Raw genomic sequence first — 17,964 nt, 5'->3', positions numbered from 1 at the left:
CCTTCGCTACTCTACAGAAATAAGATATGCATAAATAGGCTGTCCGCCCTCGTGAACTTCCACTTCCGCATCCGGATAATGCTCGTTCAGCCACTCCACCAGCGCTTCCGTATCTTCCGTCTTCGCCTCTTCGCCGGTGAGGAGCGTAATCACCTCACCGCCGTCCTCCAGCATCTTCACGAGCAGTTGCTGCAGCGTGTCGCTCATCGATTCCGCCGTGACGACAATCTTGCCGTTGGCGATGCCCATATAGTGGCCCGCCTTAATATCCAGCCCGTCGAGCGTCGTATCGCGCACGGCGTAGGTAACTTGTCCAGACACAATATGGCTGACCGCATCCTGCATCGCCGCCCGGTTCACCTCCAGGTCCTCGTCCTCCTGGAAGGCGAAGGCCGCCGCAATGCCTTGCGGTATCGTCTTCGTCTCGATAACCGTCACTTCACGGTCCACGAATTCCGCAGCCTGCTTCGCCGCCATCACGATATTCGAATTGTTCGGCAGGATGAAGATGTGCTGCGCCGTAATCTTGCCGATGGCATCGATGAAATCCTGCGTGCTCGGATTCATCGTCTGTCCGCCGGACAGGACAATGTCCACCCCGAGACTGGTGAAAATGTCGTGGATGCCCTGTCCCATCGCTACGGCAATGAAGCCGTAAGCAGCAATCTCGTCCGCAGGAGGCTCAACCGGAACGCTCTCCGTGGCGATATCCGTAAGCGGCATCTCCGCGAACAGCTCCGGCATCGCGGACACCTCTCCATGCTCCCCCTGCAAAATATCGCGATGCTGCTCGCGCATATTCAGAATATGAATCCGGATTAATTCCCCGTACTGCATCGCCAGATCAAGCACTTCGCCCGGTTTGCGGGAATGTACATGGACTTTGATAATATCGTCGTCTGCGATGACGATAATGGAATCCCCATTTTTTGCAAGCGCTTTCCTAAATATATCTTCATGAAACGGCATGGCTGCAGCGCGATTGCGGGTACGATCGATAAAGAATTCCATATCATATAAAAACTCGATGTCTTCCGTTTGCAGCTTGGCTTGGGCAGGCATTGGCGCCGCGGCCGCCTTCTCGACCGGGACCGATATGACGGCTTCGGCGGCACCTTCCGCCCCTGCTTCCAGCACCGCCAGAAATCCTTCATAAATATAGACCAAGCCTTGTCCGCCAGAGTCGACGACCCCGACTTGCTTGAGCACGGGCAGCATCTCCGGCGTCTTGGCCAGCGCTTCCTTGGCCTTGTTCGTCACTTCCCGCATGAACTCAACCAAGTCCGGCGTCCGGCGCGCAATATAGACGGCATGCTTGGCCGCCTCTCTCGCTACCGTCAGTATCGTGCCTTCCACGGGCTTGACCACAGCTTTATAGGCAGTGTCCACGCCGCCTTGCAGCGCGTGGGCGAATTGGAATGCGTTCACTTCGTCAAGGCCGGCTACGGCCCGGCTGAATCCCCGGAACAATTGGGACAGAATCACTCCCGAGTTCCCCCGGGCGCCCATTAGCAGCCCTTTCGACAGCACCTCCGCCGTTTTGGCGATAGACGTGGACGGCTTCGCTTTCATTTCGGTAATGCCCGCAGTCATCGTCAAATTCATGTTCGTCCCCGTATCTCCATCCGGGACTGGAAAGACGTTCAACGTATTGACGTGTTCGGCATGGCGATTGAGCGAATCGGCCCCGCCCAGCACCATACTGGCAAATTGTGCTCCATTTAAAGAACGCTTGTTCAACGAATATTCCCCTTCCTAGCTTAGTACGCGTACGTCCTGTACAAAGATGTTCACTTGGTCCACCGCGAGACCGATGTCGTGTTCGAGTACATACTTCACCTTGGCTTGGATGTTGTGCGCCACCTCGGAGATTTTGGTTCCGTAACTCACAATAATATATAAATCGATATGTAGACTATCGGATTGTTGGCGCACTTCGACACCGCGCGACAAATTGCCGCGTCCAAGCAATTCGGCAATGCCGTCCTTCAATTGCTTGCGCGATGCCATTCCAACGAGTCCATAACATTCCATAGCCGCGGAACCGGCAATCACCGCCACGACTTCTTTCGAAATGTTCACCTTGCCGAATTCCATATCGAGTTGGATGGCCATGGTTCACTCCACTCCTTTTTTTGAGTATTATGGACTAATCAACATTGTACTATAATAGAAAAGAGAAATAAACAAAGTTTTTGATTCGGTTGACTACGGATTTTAAAATATGATATCATATTTAGGTATTTAACGTATGAAGGGTGCTTTGGGATAAGGAGGTGTAAGGCATGGCTCGCAAATGTTATGTAACGGGGAAAAAACCAGGCTCGGGTAATCACAGATCGCACGCGAACAACAAATCTCGCCGCTCTTGGGGCGTGAACGTACAAAAGGTTCGCATCTTGGTCGATGGCAAACCGAAACGCGTATACGTGAGCACGCGTGCATTGAAGGCAGGTAAAGTGACTCGCGTCTAATCCCGGCCTCCATATAGAAAGAGCACCTGAAGCGCAATCAGGTGCTTTTTTTGATCGCCAGTTCATTCGCGCTCTTTCGCCTCGAAAGACCTCGGATAGGCTTGTATCTCAACGGCCACGGCTTGCCTTGGGGGATCGCGGCCCCGGCGCTGTCATTCCAGCGCGGCACCGCCGGCGACTGGTTAGGGATGGTTCTTGTCCGGCATGGTGTGCGGCGGATGGCACCTCGGCAATCCTCCGCCGAACGGGCATCCTCATCCAAATGCGGCTGGCCCGCTGCCCCATGCTTGCCGGACAGCCGTCCGGAGCTCATCACCGTTACTGCCTGTTGCCCCGCTCCCGCACATGCGCTCGCGGATCGGATGGATGGATACCGACTCAGCTTCAATGCCGCCTGGAACGTCAGCTTTTTTGAAACGTATTTAAAATCGCCTTGACGAAACCTCCCAAAAACTTCGGCAGCTTAAACGTATAAAACTTCATCTTCCACCCTCCTCGTCATTCTCATCCTACCCCGCTAGTCTCTTGCAACATAAAAAAGGTTACATGAGAGATCTGTGCTCATGTAACCATCATATGCCGCAGGCCATTCATCTATGCACGGGCGACAAGCCCGATTCGCGCCCATTTATGCGGCGGGTGCCGGCATCTGCTGCATGTATAAATATACGGACATCATGAAGACAAAGATAAAATAGAACAAAATCGACAACAGGATCAAGCCGATGCGCATCCCCTTTGTCGGATTCCGCTTGAAAAAGCGAATTCCAAGCAAAATCGCGCCGAGTGAGCAAAGGATATTTAACGGGAAATTCAAAAAAGCGTAAAATCCGACCAGCGTGCCGCACAAAAAGCTGTACGACGCCAGCGTCAGCGCCGTTCTCCACATAGGCATTCTCCCCTTCTCCGGCCCCTCCGTTCGAGTCATGCCCGCGCTCGCTCCGCGGATTCCCGGATGGACCGAATGGCCGCTTCCCGGCTGGCCGCTCCGTAGACCGCGCTGCCGGCCACGAGCACGTCCGCTCCGGCCGCCGCGACCAATGGCGCCGTCTCGGCCGTAATCCCGCCGTCGACTTCGATATGAGTTTCTGCCCGGCCCAGCTCGTCCAGCCGTTGGCGAAGACGGCGAATTTTGTCCGTCATCGAAGCGATGAACTTCTGTCCGCCGAATCCCGGATTCACCGTCATGATAAGGACCAGATCCAGATCCGCCAGCACCTCTTCGATCGCCGTCAGCGACGTTCCCGGATTAATCGCCACGCCCGCCCGGGCGCCGGCCTCCTTAATCTGATGGACGACCCGATGAAGATGAGGGCATGCTTCCGCGTGCACCGTAATGACATCCGCTCCGGCGGCGGCGAACGCATCGATATACTTCTCCGGCTCGACAATCATCAAATGCACGTCCAGCGGCAGCGCCGTATGCGGGCGGATCGCTTGCACAATGTTCGGCCCGAGCGTCAGATTCGGCACGAAGCGGCCGTCCATCGCGTCCACGTGAATCCAGTCGGCGCCTCCCTGCTCCACATTCCGAACCTCTTCGCCCAGCTTGGCGAAGTCGGCCGATAAGATAGAAGGGGCGATACGAATCGTTTGCAGTGCTGTCATGTCAGTACCTCCGTCGTTTGTCTTTCATTTCCTCGAAAAATAACAGGTAATGTTCATAGCGCGAATCCGCGATCAAGCCTTCCTGAAGCGCCGCCTTCACCCGGCAGCCCGGTTCGTGAATATGAGTGCAGCCCCGGAACTTGCAGTCGCCCGCATAGCTTCGGAATTCACGGAAGCACCAGCCGAGCTGATCCACCCCGAGCTCAAGGAAATCGAGCTGGCTGAATCCGGGCGTATCGGCAATATATCCGCCCTGAGGGAGCGGCAGCAGCTCGACGTGACGCGTCGTATGCTTGCCCCGTCCCAGCCGCTGGCTGATCTGGTTCGTCTCCAATGACACCCCAGGGAGCATCGCGTTCAAAAGAGAGGACTTGCCGACGCCGGACTGGCCGGCGAAGACGCTGATCTGATCGGCCAAACGGTCCGCCACGCCTTGATAGCCGAAGCCGCCCTTGGCGCTCGTGGCGATCACTTCGTATCCGATGCGCCGGTACAAGGCGATCAACTCATCCATCCGCCGGCGCAGACGGGCCGACTCCTCCCCCGGCAGCCGATCGAGCAGATCCCACTTCGTCAGCAGGATGACCGCCTCCACCTCCGCATGCTCGATATGGACGAGGAACTTGTCCAGCAGCTGCATGTTCAGCTCCGGCTCCGTCACCGAGAACACGAGCGCCGCCAGCGAGACATTGGCGATGGGCGGCCGGATCAGCTCGCTCTCCCGCGGCTCGATCTCGTCTACGACGCCCTCTCCGTTCTCGGTGAAGGAGTAGACGACGCGGTCGCCGACCAGCGGAGACACGCCCTTCTTCTTAAAAATGCCGCGCGCCCGGCACTGCACCGTCCCTCCGCCGCGCTTCCCCTCTTCCTCCACATAATAATATCCGCTCAACGCCTTGACGATAAGGCCTTTAGGCATGCTTATCTACCACGAACATATCGATTCCCTCCATGTAATTCGAAGTTATAGGGGCCCCTCCGCCGGCACATCTCGATCTCAGACGCGCGATGGAAGGGCGGCCGATCTCATCCTGGAAAAAGGCTTGCGGACACTCACTCGCCCGGGTCTATTCCTCCCCCATCTTCTTGCCCTTCCCCTTCTCCTTCGCTCTGTCCTTGAATTTCTCCTTCAACTTCTTGCCCTTGCCTGGCCGAGGGGTCGTCTATCACCGGTATCTGCACCGTGCCCTGCTTGGCATCGGTATAGCTCACCGTGTACGTATCCAGGAAGTCGCCGTCCCGATACAATAGTACGACCCCGTCTTTGTTCGGAGCGAGCACGAGCTCTACGTTGAAGATTTGGCTTGATGTGATTTTCTGTGTTCCCCATTCTTTATTCTCTCCGGTTGCGTCCGTATAGACGATGCGGATCGTGCTTGTCTTGCCGTGCTCCACGGGAGCCACGGGCAGCGGGAACGTATAGCGCAGCGCCTCCGGCGGGTAGCCCGAGCTGACATAGATGCGGACCTCCGAGCCCTTGGCGACCGGATCGTTCGGCTCGAACGGCTGCTGCTTGAATACGCGGCCAGCCGGCTGCTCATAACTCGGCTCCTCGATAACGCCGTCCTTGGCCAGCTTCAACCCGCTCGCTTCAATCTTGGCGATGGCCTCTTCCTTCGTCGCGCCGACGAGATTCGGCATGCCGAACGTTTCCTTGCCTTTGCTGACCAGCAGCTTCACGGAAGCATTGCGCGGATCAACCTTCTCCCCGGCAGCCGGCGTCGTTCCGACCACCGTGCCCGGCTCGGCTTCATCGTCAAAGACCGGATCCTTCGTGATCCGGGAGCTGTCGAAGCCGATTTCGATCAACTGCTGAATGACCAGTTCCGAAGGCTTGCCGGCATAATCCTCCATATTAATATACGGCGTTCCCTCGCTGACATACAGCCGGACGCTCGAGCCTTCCTTGACCTTCGTGCCCTCCGGCTTGCTCTGATCGAAGACCACGCCCTTCTCGAAGCCTTCCTTCGGCTCGCGGACAATCGGATCTTCCACCTCGATTTTCAGCGCGGCCAACGTGTTCAGCGCCTCCTGCTCCGTCATTTTGATGAGGTTCGGCATGACCACATCATTGACGACAAGCAGACTTTTCACATATATAACCACGCCAACCAGGATACCGAGGAACAACAGCGTTCCCCCGATCCAGACCGTCGGCTTCACCCACCCCTTCTGAGCCGGCTTGGCCGGCTCCCTGCCGGCTGCCACCGGGGGCGCCGCAGGCGCGGGGGCCGCTCCGGGATACGTATCCGCAGGCGGGCGCTCCTCCCGCTCCTGCGCCCGAATGGCGGGCATGACGCGGGTTTCTTCCGGGTCCTCGTACACTTTGCGCTGGGCGAACATCACCTTCGCTTCATGCGCGCGCTCCGGAGACAGGCTGGTCTCCAGGTCGCGCAGCATTTCCGCGGCGGACTGGTACCGCTCCGCCGGGTTTTTGCGCATCGACTTCAAAATAATATTTTCCACGCTTTGCGGAATATGCGGATTCACCTTCCGCGGCTCCTCGAACGGCTCCTGCAAATGCTTGAGCGCGACGCTGATCGGGCTTTCCCCCAAAAACGGCAGTCTGCCGGTCAGCATCTGATAGAGCACGATGCCGAGAGAATACAAATCGGACTTTTCCCCCGCCGAGATTCCTTTGGCATGCTCCGGCGAGAAGTAATGCACCGATCCGACGACCGATCCCGTCTGGGTAATGGTCGACGACGTGACGGCCCGGGCGATGCCGAAGTCCGTTACTTTTACCCGGCCATTGCGGCCGATCAGTATATTATGAGGCTTAATATCTCTATGAATAATCCGGTTCTGGTGGGCATGGTCGAGCGCATCACATATTTGGCACGCGATCCGCACCGCTTCCTCGACCTGCAGCGGGGCACGCTGCTGTATAATCTCGTTCAGATTATGCCCTTCCACATATTCCATCACAATATAATGCGTGTCGTCCTCTTGGCCGACATCGTAAATGCTGACCACGTTCGGGTGGCTCAGCGAAGCGGCGGACTGGGCCTCTCGCCGAAAGCGCTGGATAAACTCCTCGTCATGCACGAACTGCTGGCGCAGCACCTTGACCGCGACATAACGGTTCAACAGATTATCCAATGCCTTATAGACGAGAGCCATGCCGCCCCCGCCGATTCGGGCGGTAATCTCATACCTTCCGGCAAGTGTTGTTCCTATCACTTACTCACTCCTCCTTCCCGGCGTCAGGATGCTCCAGCAGGACGACCGTAACGTTATCGTCTCCGCCGGCCTCCAGCGCCTGGCTAAGCAGCCGGTCTGCCCGGGCCGACAACGGAAGCGACGGATCGATGACCGTGCTCCAGATATGATCCTCATCCACCATGCTGGTCAACCCGTCGCTGCACAGCAGCAGCGTATCATCTTCGCCGTACTCCACCGGGATAATATCCACCTTCACCTGCTCATCGGTGCCGAGCGCCCGCACCAGCACATTGCGCCGCGGGTGGCGCTCCGCCTCTTCCGGGCCGATCTGGCCGCTCTTGACCAGTTCATTGACGAGCGTATGGTCCTCCGTCAACTGAACGATCCCCCGCCGGCCGATTCGATAGGCTCGGCTGTCGCCGATGTGGCCTATGTATCCGCTCGTCTGCCCAGACGGAAACAGCACCGCCACAATGGTCGTTCCCATGTGGTGGTACTTTTCATCCTGGGATGCAATATGGAAGATCGTATGGTTGGCGCGCAAAATCGCGTCCTCCAACGCTCCCGCCAACTGCTGCTCCTCCAGCTGCCGCGGGAGGGCCGCCAGCTCGGAGACCACGGTCTCTACCGCCAAGCGGCTCGCGATATCGCCTGCCTGATGTCCGCCCATGCCGTCCGCGACGACAGCGATATCATAGCCGTTCGCCAGCTCGGATACATAGGCCCGATCTTCATTGACTGCGCGCACGCGTCCAACATCGGAACGATGCACAGCTCTCATTCTTCCTCACCTCGCATTGGACTCCAAATGCTTGGCACGCAGCTGGCCGCAAGCGGCGGCAATATCATGCCCCTGCTCCCGCCGGATGGTCGAGTTGATGCCCCGATCCAGCAGCGTGCGATGGAACTTGAAAATATCGTTGCGCGGAGTGCGGATATAATTCCGCTCCGGCACATAGTTGACCGGAATCAGGTTGACGTGGGCCAGCATATCCATCCGCTTCAGCACGTCCGCCAGCTCCTCCGCATGCTCCACCTTGTCGTTCACGCCCCCGATGAGAGCGTACTCGAACGTAATTCTGCGCCCGGTCTTCACCTGATAGTGCTTCAGCGCCTCCATCACCTCGATGAACGGATAGCGGCGGTTCACCGGCATCAGCTTCGAGCGCAGCGCGTCGTTCGGCGCATGGATCGAGATCGCGAGATTAATCTGCGTATTCTCGTCCGCGAACCGGTAAATGCTCGGCACAATGCCGCTCGTCGACACGGTAATATGGCGCTGCCCGATATTCAGCCCTCTCTCATGAATCATCGTCCGCAGGAACGCCATCGTCGCGTCGTAATTCTCGAACGGCTCGCCTGTCCCCATAATGACGATGCTGCTGATGCGCTCGTTCGTCTCGTCGAGCATCTTCTGCGCCGTGACGACTTGCGCGACGATCTCTCCCGCCGTCAGGTTGCGCTTCAGCCCGCCCAGCGTCGAAGCGCAGAACGTGCAGCCAACGCGGCAGCCGACCTGGGTCGTCACGCAAATGCTGTTCCCGTAGTTATGCTTCATGATGACCGTCTCGATCGCATGGTCGTCATGCAGACCGAACAAAAACTTCACGGTGCCGTCCTGGGACTTCATATGCGTAATCACCTTCAAGTTGACGAAATCGAAGCTCTCATCCAGCTTGCCGCGCAGCCCCTTGGACAGATTCGTCATCTCCTCGAAGCGGGTTACCCGCTTCACATACAGCCAATCGAAAATTTGCCCCGTCCGAAAAGCAGGTTCCCCCTGCTCCTTCAGCCATTGCTCAAGCTGCTCAAACGTATAGTCGTATATAAATGGTTTCATGTATAGTTCAACCTTTCGCCTCATCACTTGTCATGTAGTCGATCTATTTTACCACAAATGGCGCCCTTGCCAAAAGCCAAGCCAAATTCGCATCCTCCGTCCTAGGCTCGCCGCTTCCGCAAGCGCCCCTCCTCCCGGCTTCCGGCCTGCCCGCTGCTTCCAAAGCCCCGCAGTCCATCTCACCGTCAAGAGCCTCTAATCCGAGTATACAACCAACCTGCCCCCATATATGCGCATGTCCCCCTGAAACGTCGATTTAAATTTACTCCTCAGGGGTGACACCTGAACTGTTCAGGCAGCTCTTCGGCGGTACTTTTGCACGCTCTCCCAACCGCTCAGGGCAGTTCTTCGGCCGTTCTTTTGCTCGTTCTCCCGACCGTTCAGGGCAGCTCTCCAGCCGTTCTTTTGCTCGTTCTCCCAACCGCTCAGGGGGAGCTCTTCGGCTGTTCTTTTGCTCGTTCTCCCAACCGCTCAGGGCAGCTCTCCAGCCGTTCTTTTGATCGTTCTCCCGACCGCTCTGGGCAGTTCTTCGGCCGTTCTTTTGCTCGTTCTCAAGACCGCTCTGGGCAGTTCTTCGGCACTTCTTTTGCACGTTCTCCCGACCGCTCAGGTTTTACCTCACCCCGCAAACTGCATTGAAATAAGCTTTTCCCATTTGCCTATCGATAGGCACCCACTGCCCGTTTTTCTATGATACATTGAAATATTGCGTAAAAAGAAAGTGGAGTCGCTCTTTTTCCTGACCCTATGGGATTTTTCCTGTAAGGACCTGCGCACCGCCTTTCTCCTGACCGATTGGGATCTTGCCTATAAGGAATCTGCGCACCGCCTCTTTCCTGACCGTATGGGATACTACCTATAAGGAACCTGCGCACCGCCTCTCTCCTGACCGATTGGGATCTTGCCTATAAGGAACCTGCGCACCGCCTTTCTCCTGACCGATTGGGATCTTGCCTATAAGGAATCTGCGCACCGCCTCTTTCCTGACCGTATGGGATACTACCTATAAGGAACCTGCGCACCGCCTCTCTCCTGACCGATTGGGATCTTGCCTATAAGGAATCTGCGCCCACCTCTCTCCTGACCGGTTGGGATCTTGCCTATAAGGAATCTGCGCATCACCTCTTTCCTGACCGTATGGGATACTACCTATAAAGAACCTGCGCACCGCCTCTTTCCTGACCATATGCGATAACTTGCTAATAGAACGCCAATAGCCGCATCTTCCAGACGGGGCCACCGTATGGTCGATGCGGCTATATGCCTGCTCTATTGCCTCAGTTCCGTTCCACGCTCGCTTCTTACGGCTCGTCCGTACGCTGCAGACAGGCAATGAAGAAGCCGTCGGATCCGGCATCCTGCGGCAGCACCTGCAGCATGCCGGCCGGGCTCCTGCGCAGCGCTGCGTCCAGCGCGTCCTGCGGCAGGGCGCGCGTCCACGACGCATCCAGCGCCCAGCCGGGCGTTCGTTCCAGGAAGCGGCGAACGGCGTCCCCATTCTCTTCCGGCTCGACCGTGCAGGTCGAATAGACGAGCCGGCCGCCGGGGCGCACCATCCGCGCCGCTTCCGCGAGCAGCCGCTCCTGAAGCGCGGCGATTGCGGCGACATCCTCCTCGCGCTTTGCCCACTTAATGTCCGGCTTGCGGCGAATGACACCGAAGCCGGTGCACGGCGCATCCAGCAGCACGGCGTCGAAGGATGCGGGCTTCAGAGCTTGTCCCAGCTCCGCCGCATCGACATTCAACACGCGAAGCGACGTCAAGCCAAGCCGGGCGGCTTGCTCCTCGATAAGCGCCACCTTGTGGGCGTGGACGTCGTTCGCCGTCACTTCGCCCATATCGCCCATCCGTTCGGCGATATGGGTCGATTTGCCGCCTGGCGCGGCGCAGCAGTCGAGGACGCGCATGCCCGGTTCCGGACGCAGCGCCTCAACGACGAGCATCGAGCTCTCGTCCTGTACCGACAAGCGGCCGTCCCGATACCAGGCGCTGTGCGCCAGATTGCCGGCGCCGGCGGCTACGATGCCGTCGGGCGAGAGCGCGGACGCTTCGGCCCCGTAGCCGTCCGCGCGCATCTCGGCCAGCAGCGCCTCGCGCGTGCCGCGCAGCCGGTTCACCCGCGCGCTGCCATGCGGCGGCCGGTTGTTCGCCGCGCACATGGCGGCCGTCTCGGCTTCGCCGTAAGCGGCGATCCAGCGGGCGACGAGCCACTCCGGATGCGAATGCTCCCAGGCGATGCGGCTTACGGCGCCTTCGGCAGGCGGAGCGTCCCACAGCTCCGGTTCGCGCATGATGGCGCGCAGAACGCCGTTCACGAAGCCGCCCATCGCCTGCTGACCGCGCCGCTTCGCGATCGCGACCGCTTCGTTCACCGCCGCATGCGGAGGCACGCGGTCAAGATAGCGAAGCTGGTAGACCGTCATGCGGAGCAGATTGCGGACCCAGGGCTTCAGCTTCGCCAAGCCGCGCTGCACCTTCCGCGCCAGCACGCCGTCGATCGTGTTGAGGCGCTGAATCGTGCCATACACCAATTCCGTCGCCAGCCCGGCGTCCGCCCGTTCCAACTGCGCTTCCTTCAGCGCCCGGTTCAGTTCCAGATTGCTGTAGGAGCCTTCCTTCTCTACCCGGACAAGCACCTCCAGCGCGACATCGCGTGCCGTCATCCGTCTGCGGGGCGGACGGCGTTCTCCTCCGTTCACGACAGCACCGTCCCTTGCTCCATTTTGCCGCCGCGAAGGAACTCGGAGGCCGGCATGGCCTTCTTGCCTGCGGGCTGCACTTCAAGCAGGTTAAGAACCCCTTGTCCGGTCTGGACGCGAAGGCCGTCCGCGCCGGCCGTCAGGACAGTGCCCGGGGCAGCCTCGGCGTCTCCCGCGGCAGCGGGTTCCGGCCGGCATGCCCATACCTTGAATACTTCGCCGTTCCAGGTGGTGAAGGCGCCGGAAAACGGAACAAGACCCCGCACCTGATTGGCGATCTGCTCCGCTGGGCGTGTCCAATCGATTCGCTCGTCCTCGCGCTTCAGATTCGGCGCGTAGGTCGCCTCGTCATGAGGCTGCGGCACCGCTTCGACCCGGCCGGCAATAATATCAGGCAGCGTCCGCCGGAGCAGATCCGCTCCGGCCTCGCTCAGCTTCGCGAACATCGTGCCCGCATTGTCGTCGGGGCCAATCGGCACCTCGACCCGGCTAATCATGTCGCCGGTATCCATGCCTTCCGCCATATACATAATGGTGACGCCCGTCACCGTCTCTCCGTTCATAATTGAACGCTGAATCGGAGCGCCGCCCCGGTACTTCGGAAGCAGCGATCCATGCACGTTGATGCAGCCGAGCCGGGGAATATCGAGCACCGACTTTGGCAAGATCTGCCCGTACGCCGCCGTCACAATCAGATCGGGCTGCAGGGCGCGGATATCGTCCACCGTATCCGAGGTGCGAAGCTTTTCCGGCTGCCAGACCGTCAATCCGTGCTGCAGCGCTTCCGCCTTCACCGGCGTCGGGGTCAGCACCCGCTTGCGGCCGACGGGACGATCCGGCTGCGTCACGACAGCCGCGATCTCATACCCTTCCTGGATCAGCATGCGGAGGGAAGCGACGGCAAAATCCGGCGTCCCCATAAATACGATCTTCGTCATTCCGACTTCCTGCCTTCGCGCGGAACTTCATACACGCTCTCCGCGATCTCGGTGAACAAAATGCCGTTCAAATGGTCAATCTCATGCTGGAAAGCGCGGGCCAGGAAATCCGACGCCTCCACCGTGAACGCATTGCCATGACGGTCAAGCCCTTGCACCGTAATATGCTGATGGCGGCGCACATCGCCGTTCAGCCCCGGAATGCTGAGGCATCCCTCCGGGCCGAGCTGTTCCCCTTCCGCCTTGAGAATGACAGGGTTAATCATCTCGATCAAGCCGTGCTCGTCTCCGACATCGACGACGATGACACGCTTCAAAATCCCGATCTGAGGCGCGGCCAGCCCAACGCCCTCCGCATGGTACATCGTGTCCGCCATATCATTCAGCAGCTTGTGGATATTCGGCGTCACCTTCGTGACCTCTTTAGCTACCTGATGAAGAACCGGATCCGGTTCATGTACAATAATCCGCAATGCCATAGGGCACACCATCCTTTATTTGTCTTAGTCGGCATCATTCTGACGGAAGCCGTGCTTCGCGTTTTGAATTCAATGCTCGATATGGAGCGGGTCTGTCTCTATCTAAGAAAAAACCGAACCCGCATTATATGATTCCTTCTATAATTAACAAGCCCGTTCAACGCCCTCTCAGACCGGCAGCTCGCATGACAGCGGAACCATCCAATCATCTCCAGCGAGTCGGCTCTGTCCACAGCACAATCACGGCATGCCCTGCAAACGGCCAGCGGCCCACCTATTCCGGCCCCTTCATCCGATTCAGCCGCTACATCATCATCTGCGGGTCGATATCGACGCTGAACCGGACGTCCTGCTCTTTGGCGATCGAATCGAACTCGCGCATCGCTTCCGCCAGCAGACCCGACAGATTTACCTCTCCCCGGCATTTGATAATGCACTGGAAGCGGTAGCGGTTCTTGATGCGCGGAATCGGAGAAGCGACCGGCCCGAGAATCTCCATTGCGTCCGCATGCTCATGAAGCGGAAGCAGCCAGCCCTGGCGCTCCGCCAGCTCCTTGAGCCGCTGAGCCGCATTCTCGGCCACGCGCACGAGCAGCGGCAGCTGTTCATGCGACATCGACAGCAGTGCCAGACGGCAGAAGGGCGGAACCATCAGGTTGCGCCGATGCCGAAGCTCTTCGGAAGCGAAGCCGCGGTAATCATGCCCCGACGCATGGATAATGGAGTAATGCTCCGGCGCGTAGGTCTGCACGATGACTTCCCCCGGCAGATCATGGCGTCCGGCCCGGCCGGCGACTTGCGTCAGCAGGTGGAACGTCTTCTCGGCCGCGCGGAAGTCCGGCATATGCAGCGCCGAATCGGCGGCAATAACGCCAACCAGCGTGACATGCGGAAAGTCCAGCCCCTTCGCCACCATCTGCGTGCCTAGCAGCACGTCGGCCTTCCGTTCGCGGAACTGCTGCAGCAGCCGCTCATGCGATCCTTTCTCCGAGGTCGTGTCCACGTCCATTCGGATGACGCGAATGCCGGGGAAGCGGCGGGCGAGCTGTTCCTCTACCCGCTGGGTGCCTGTGCCGAAATAACGGATATGCTCGCTCTCGCAGGACGGGCATACTTCCGGCGCCCGCTCCGCGTGGCCGCAGTAATGGCAGCGCATATGCCCCGTCTTCATATGATACGTCAATGAAATATCGCATTCCGGACATTGGGCCACATAGCCGCAGCTGCGGCACATGACGAACGTCGAGTAGCCCCTGCGGTTCAACAGCAGCACGGTCTGCTCCTGACGCTCCAACCGCCGCTCCAGTGCCGCCTCCAGCGGAGCGCTGAACATGGAACGGTTGCCGAGCTTCAGCTGCTCCCTCATATCGACGATCGTGACCGGAGGAAGCGGTCTGCCGCCGACGCGCGAAGGCATCGCCAGCGGAGTCAGCTCCCATGGGGGCGGCTCCAGCCCCGCGGGGATCTGCTCGTAACCGTTCAGACAGGAGGCGTAATACGTCTCCATCGCAGGCGTTGCCGAACCGAGGACGACGACGGCGCCCTGCCGGCGCGCCCGTTCGATCGCGACATCGCGGGCGTGATATTTCGGCGTCTCTTCCTGCTTGTAGGATGACTCATGCTCTTCATCCATAATAATAAGGCCAATCCGGGGAAAAGGGGCAAACACCGCCGAGCGGGCCCCGATCGCCACCTGAACGCGGCCTTCCCGGATTTTGCGCCACTCGTCGTAACGTTCGCCCTGGGAGAGTCGGCTATGCATGACCGCTACCCGGGAGCCGAATCTCCCCTTGAAGCGCTCGACCATCTGCGGAGTCAGCGAGATCTCCGGCACGAGCACGATCGCTTCGCGTCCGGAAGCGAGGCACCGCTCGATGGCCTGTAAATAGACCTCTGTCTTGCCGCTCCCGGTTACCCCGTGCAGCAAAAACGTCTGATGCTCCTGTCCGTCCACCGCGAGCGCGATTGCTTCGAAGACACGCGACTGCTCTTCTGTCAGCGGCAGCGGCTTCGATGGCCGGAAGCGGCGTTGAGCGTACGGATCGCGCAGCACCTCGACCTCGTCGACAGCCACATAACCTTTGGCCTCAAGCGCCTTGACCGCGGAGGCGTTCAAGCTTTTGAGCGGCAGTTCACCGCCGTACTCCTGGAGAAGGCGCAGCGTTTCCTGCTGTCTTCCGGCCCGGCTGCCCAGCTTGCCAACCGCCTCGTCGACATCATCGACCGTTAGCGTTACCCGCTTCAACCGCTTGACACCGATGCGATCCTTAATCCGCTCCGTCTCCTGAAGCCAGCCGTGCTGGAGCGCTTCCTTGATAAGGCGCGCTGCCTGGGGAAAAGCCTGCAGCAGCTTTGGCGCTGGCAGCGGCTCATTGCGCTGCACATAAGCAAGCAGGCTGCGCGTCTGCGGGTCGTCCAGCAGACGATCCGGCCGCAAGGTCAATTCATCCGTTCCGCCGTCGGCGCCTTGAAGGAACAGGCGGGCATCGTCGCCCAGCGAGAGGGCCTTTTCCCGCTTGCCCTTGATGGCTCCCGGAATCATCGCTTGCAGAGCGGCCGTTAAGGTGCATACATAGCGATCGCTCATCCACATTCCGAGATCGACGAGATCGGCCGGGAGCGGCGGTACGACATCCAGGAGCTGCTGAATCGGCTTTAGCCGGGAGAGCGGCACATCCGTCCGATCGGAGAATCCGATGACGAAGCCCTGCACCGTCCGCCCCCCGAACGGGACGCCGACGCGGCTGCCCTTTTCGATCCATTCCGCCATGGACGGAGGAACCGCATAGTCGAACGGCCGATCCGTGTCTTTGACCGACACATCGACAATAACGCGCGCAATCGGCGAGCCGGGATGAGTTCCGAGTGCCTCCGCATGCGCTTCGTCCCGAATCCGACCCGCTCCATTATGGCTCAAGCGAATGCACCTCGTCAGGCAGGGATGGCGGTTCGCCTCCCGCGGAGATCGCCTGAGCGGCAATCTGCAACAGCCGGCGTGCTACCTCGCTTTTCGCCGTGAGCGGGATACGCTCAACGAGTCCATTTTTACTATATATATGCACTTCATTGCGTTCGGAGCCGAAGCCGGCGTCCGTTCGAGAGACATCGTTCGCAACAATATAATCGAGATTTTTGCGCGCCAGCTTGTCCAAGGCGTACTGCTCCAGTTGCTCGGTCTCGGCGGCAAACCCGATCAGCAGCTGATTCTTCTTCTTCTTCTCGCCCAGTTCCTGCAAAATATCCGGATTCCGCTCCAGCTCAATGACGAGCCGCTCGCCCGTCTTTTTCAGCTTGTGGGCGGCCCGGTGTACGGGCCGGTAATCCGCGACGGCCGCGGCCTTTACGACAATGTCCGCATCCACGTACCGCGCGATGACGGCATCCCGCATATCCAACGCCGTTTCGACGCGGATCAGTTCGACGCCTTCCGGAGGAACCGACTGGGTCTGCCCGGCGATGACCGTCACGCAGGCCCCCATGTCGCGGGCGGCTTCCGCGACCGCGAAGCCCATTTTCCCGGACGAATCGTTCGTAATGTAGCGGACCGGATCGATGCGCTCGATGGTGCCGCCTGCCGTGATCAGCACCCGCTTGCCTTGAAGCAGTCCGGGCCGTTCCCTTCCTTGGCTGGCTGCGCCGGCTGGCCGCAATGCAGATTCTCCGCCGCCTTCCGCGAACCACCGCTTCACATATTCCACGATATGCTCCGGCTCGGCCAGCCTTCCCTTGCCGGTATACCCGCAAGCGAGAAGACCTTCTTCCGGCTCGATGAACCGGACGCCCCGCGACCGCAATATATCCATATTGTGCACGACGGCCGGGTGGGCGTACATATGTACATTCATGGCCGGAGCGACCATGACCGGCGCCGTCGTGGCGAGCAATGTCGTCGTCAGCATATCATCCGCCAGGCCGTGCGCCATTTTGGCGATCACGTTCGCCGTAGCCGGCGCCACCAGCACCAGATCCGCATGATCCGCCAGATCGATGTGGGAGACGACCGAAGGGTCCCGCTCGTCGAACGTATCCGTATACACCGGCTGGCGCGACAATGTCTGGAACGTCAGCTCCGAAATAAACTGAGTCGCCGATGCCGTCATAATGACGTGCACCTCGGCTCCCTCCTGCTTCAACTTGCTGCACAGCGCTGCAGCCTTGTAAGCCGCAATGCCGCCCGTGACGCCGAGCAATATCGATTTTCCTTGCAGCATACGCCCCGCCTTTCCGCTCCTCTATCGCGCAAGCCTCCATCCCGGCGGCTGCCTGCCCTCCCGGATAGGGAGCATTCTCGTCATTTGAAAAAAATAACAACCTGACGGTTGTTATTTGCTTCCCTGCTCAATTAATGGGCGGCGGTCTTTCAGCCGGTTCGGCTGTCCCGCTCACCGTCTATGAACCGATTCCGCAGCCGGATCGGTATTACACCGCATTGTCCTGCTCGACCGTAATATGATCGCCGTAGATCTCTTCCAGCGCCACGCCGACCTGCTTGTATGATTTGGGATTCTGCAATTCGGTCCGCTCCCCGTCGCGCAGTTGGCGCGCCCGGCGGGCCGCCGCCACGACCAGCGAGTATTTGCTGTCGACTTTTTTCATCAATTCGTCAATGGATGGATATAGCATAGTTCCGCACTCCTTCTCCTGCTTGTCCCGATGCCCTTGCCGCCGGGACCGCTACTTACTCAACCTCGAATCCTGCGCAGCGCGTGACGAGGCACACTTATAGAGGTTGTTCAAAAAGTCCGCTTTTGATCACGAAGT

17 protein-coding genes are annotated in these 17,964 nt (G+C 59.2%); 1 reads left to right on the top strand and 16 read right to left on the bottom strand.

Translation table 11 applies throughout. The features are described from left to right. Positions 1–6: 6 nt before the first annotated feature. Both ABD76_RS16390 and ABD76_RS16385 read right to left on the bottom strand, forming a co-directional pair. Positions 7–1,701, bottom strand: coding sequence for a DAK2 domain-containing protein (locus ABD76_RS16390; RefSeq protein WP_197258320.1), 1,695 nt, complete (start codon positions 1,699–1,701; stop codon positions 7–9). Between the two features lie 54 nt (positions 1,702–1,755). After that, positions 1,756–2,115: an Asp23/Gls24 family envelope stress response protein gene (locus ABD76_RS16385; protein ID WP_197258299.1), complete on the bottom strand. Its 360-nt coding sequence runs from the start codon at positions 2,113–2,115 to the stop codon at positions 1,756–1,758. 170 nt (positions 2,116–2,285) lie between these two features. Here ABD76_RS16385 and rpmB point away from each other — a divergent pair, with 170 nt between their 5' ends. After that, a complete protein-coding gene (rpmB, locus tag ABD76_RS16380) occupies positions 2,286–2,474 on the top strand; it encodes a 50S ribosomal protein L28 (RefSeq protein WP_087442928.1) in 189 nt (62 codons plus the stop codon). 37 nt (positions 2,475–2,511) lie between these two features. Here the strand turns inward: rpmB and ABD76_RS16375 are convergent, their stop codons facing one another. The 14 genes from ABD76_RS16375 to rpoZ form a co-directional block, all read right to left on the bottom strand. Then, complete coding sequence (locus tag ABD76_RS16375; RefSeq protein WP_197258298.1) at positions 2,512–2,787, bottom strand: hypothetical protein; 276 nt, start codon at positions 2,785–2,787, stop codon at positions 2,512–2,514. An 89-nt stretch (positions 2,788–2,876) separates the two neighbouring features. Then, entirely contained in the window at positions 2,877–2,957 is an 81-nt protein-coding gene (gene spoVM / locus ABD76_RS16370) for a stage V sporulation protein SpoVM (protein WP_006675261.1), read from the bottom strand. Between the two features lie 145 nt (positions 2,958–3,102). Next, a complete protein-coding gene (locus ABD76_RS16365; RefSeq protein ID WP_242069599.1) occupies positions 3,103–3,369 on the bottom strand; it encodes a hypothetical protein in 267 nt (88 codons plus the stop codon). A 29-nt stretch (positions 3,370–3,398) separates the two neighbouring features. Beyond that, complete coding sequence (gene rpe, locus ABD76_RS16360) at positions 3,399–4,082, bottom strand: ribulose-phosphate 3-epimerase (protein ID WP_197258297.1); 684 nt, start codon at positions 4,080–4,082, stop codon at positions 3,399–3,401. A gap of 1 nt (position 4,083) precedes the next feature. Then, a complete protein-coding gene (gene rsgA, locus ABD76_RS16355; RefSeq protein ID WP_197258296.1) occupies positions 4,084–5,001 on the bottom strand; it encodes a ribosome small subunit-dependent GTPase A in 918 nt (305 codons plus the stop codon). A gap of 134 nt (positions 5,002–5,135) precedes the next feature. Continuing rightward, a complete protein-coding gene (gene pknB / locus ABD76_RS16350) occupies positions 5,136–7,265 on the bottom strand; it encodes a Stk1 family PASTA domain-containing Ser/Thr kinase (protein WP_197258295.1) in 2,130 nt (709 codons plus the stop codon). Between the two features lie 4 nt (positions 7,266–7,269). Continuing rightward, positions 7,270–8,028: a Stp1/IreP family PP2C-type Ser/Thr phosphatase gene (locus tag ABD76_RS16345; protein ID WP_197258294.1), complete on the bottom strand. Its 759-nt coding sequence runs from the start codon at positions 8,026–8,028 to the stop codon at positions 7,270–7,272. A 6-nt stretch (positions 8,029–8,034) separates the two neighbouring features. Further along, positions 8,035–9,087: a dual-specificity RNA methyltransferase RlmN gene (gene rlmN / locus ABD76_RS16340; protein ID WP_197258293.1), complete on the bottom strand. Its 1,053-nt coding sequence runs from the start codon at positions 9,085–9,087 to the stop codon at positions 8,035–8,037. Between the two features lie 1,301 nt (positions 9,088–10,388). Beyond that, on the bottom strand, positions 10,389–11,750 hold the full coding sequence (gene rsmB, locus ABD76_RS16335) for a 16S rRNA (cytosine(967)-C(5))-methyltransferase RsmB (RefSeq protein ID WP_197258318.1): 1,362 nt from the start codon (positions 11,748–11,750) through the stop codon (positions 10,389–10,391). A 32-nt stretch (positions 11,751–11,782) separates the two neighbouring features. Next, on the bottom strand, positions 11,783–12,724 hold the full coding sequence (gene fmt / locus ABD76_RS16330) for a methionyl-tRNA formyltransferase (RefSeq protein WP_197258292.1): 942 nt from the start codon (positions 12,722–12,724) through the stop codon (positions 11,783–11,785). Then, positions 12,721–13,203, bottom strand: a complete 483-nt coding sequence (gene def / locus ABD76_RS16325; protein WP_197258291.1) for a peptide deformylase — start codon at positions 13,201–13,203, stop codon at positions 12,721–12,723. The genes fmt and def overlap by 4 nt, the downstream gene beginning before the upstream one ends. Before the next feature lie 304 nt (positions 13,204–13,507). Beyond that, positions 13,508–16,120 carry a primosomal protein N' gene (gene priA, locus ABD76_RS16320; protein WP_206765686.1) on the bottom strand — a complete coding sequence of 871 codons (2,613 nt, stop codon included), beginning with the start codon at positions 16,118–16,120 and terminating at the stop codon, positions 13,508–13,510. Then, positions 16,110–17,414 (bottom strand): bifunctional phosphopantothenoylcysteine decarboxylase/phosphopantothenate--cysteine ligase CoaBC, encoded by a 1,305-nt coding sequence (gene coaBC / locus ABD76_RS16315; RefSeq protein ID WP_197258290.1) that lies wholly within the window; start codon positions 17,412–17,414, stop codon positions 16,110–16,112. Before coaBC ends, priA begins: the two co-directional genes overlap by 11 nt. Before the next feature lie 208 nt (positions 17,415–17,622). Further along, positions 17,623–17,826: a DNA-directed RNA polymerase subunit omega gene (gene rpoZ / locus ABD76_RS16310; protein ID WP_197258289.1), complete on the bottom strand. Its 204-nt coding sequence runs from the start codon at positions 17,824–17,826 to the stop codon at positions 17,623–17,625. Between the last annotated feature and the right edge of the window lie 138 nt (positions 17,827–17,964).

Source organism: Paenibacillus dendritiformis, from assembly GCF_015845845.1.
Classification (GTDB): Bacteria; Bacillota; Bacilli; order Paenibacillales; family Paenibacillaceae; genus Paenibacillus_B; species Paenibacillus_B dendritiformis_C.
The sequence above is the reverse complement of the archived record's forward strand: the minus strand, read 5'-3'. Positions and strand labels throughout refer to the sequence as shown.

Excerpts from the sequence above, each read along its gene's own strand:
- ABD76_RS16390 (WP_197258320.1), bottom strand. The coding sequence starts at position 1,701 with ATGGTGCTGGGCGGGGCCGATTCGCTCAATCGCCATGCCGAACACGTC.
- ABD76_RS16385 (WP_197258299.1), bottom strand. The coding sequence starts at position 2,115 with ATGGCCATCCAACTCGATATGGAATTCGGCAAGGTGAACATTTCGAAA.
- rpmB (WP_087442928.1), top strand. The coding sequence starts at position 2,286 with ATGGCTCGCAAATGTTATGTAACGGGGAAAAAACCAGGCTCGGGTAAT.
- ABD76_RS16375 (WP_197258298.1), bottom strand. The coding sequence starts at position 2,787 with ATGAGCTCCGGACGGCTGTCCGGCAAGCATGGGGCAGCGGGCCAGCCG.
- spoVM (WP_006675261.1), bottom strand. The coding sequence starts at position 2,957 with ATGAAGTTTTATACGTTTAAGCTGCCGAAGTTTTTGGGAGGTTTCGTC.
- ABD76_RS16365 (WP_242069599.1), bottom strand. The coding sequence starts at position 3,369 with ATGCCTATGTGGAGAACGGCGCTGACGCTGGCGTCGTACAGCTTTTTG.
- rpe (WP_197258297.1), bottom strand. The coding sequence starts at position 4,082 with ATGACAGCACTGCAAACGATTCGTATCGCCCCTTCTATCTTATCGGCC.
- rsgA (WP_197258296.1), bottom strand. The coding sequence starts at position 5,001 with ATGCCTAAAGGCCTTATCGTCAAGGCGTTGAGCGGATATTATTATGTG.
- ABD76_RS16345 (WP_197258294.1), bottom strand. The coding sequence starts at position 8,028 with ATGAGAGCTGTGCATCGTTCCGATGTTGGACGCGTGCGCGCAGTCAAT.
- rlmN (WP_197258293.1), bottom strand. The coding sequence starts at position 9,087 with ATGAAACCATTTATATACGACTATACGTTTGAGCAGCTTGAGCAATGG.
- rsmB (WP_197258318.1), bottom strand. The coding sequence starts at position 11,750 with ATGACGGCACGCGATGTCGCGCTGGAGGTGCTTGTCCGGGTAGAGAAG.
- fmt (WP_197258292.1), bottom strand. The coding sequence starts at position 12,724 with ATGACGAAGATCGTATTTATGGGGACGCCGGATTTTGCCGTCGCTTCC.
- def (WP_197258291.1), bottom strand. The coding sequence starts at position 13,203 with ATGGCATTGCGGATTATTGTACATGAACCGGATCCGGTTCTTCATCAG.
- coaBC (WP_197258290.1), bottom strand. The coding sequence starts at position 17,414 with ATGCTGCAAGGAAAATCGATATTGCTCGGCGTCACGGGCGGCATTGCG.
- rpoZ (WP_197258289.1), bottom strand. The coding sequence starts at position 17,826 with ATGCTATATCCATCCATTGACGAATTGATGAAAAAAGTCGACAGCAAA.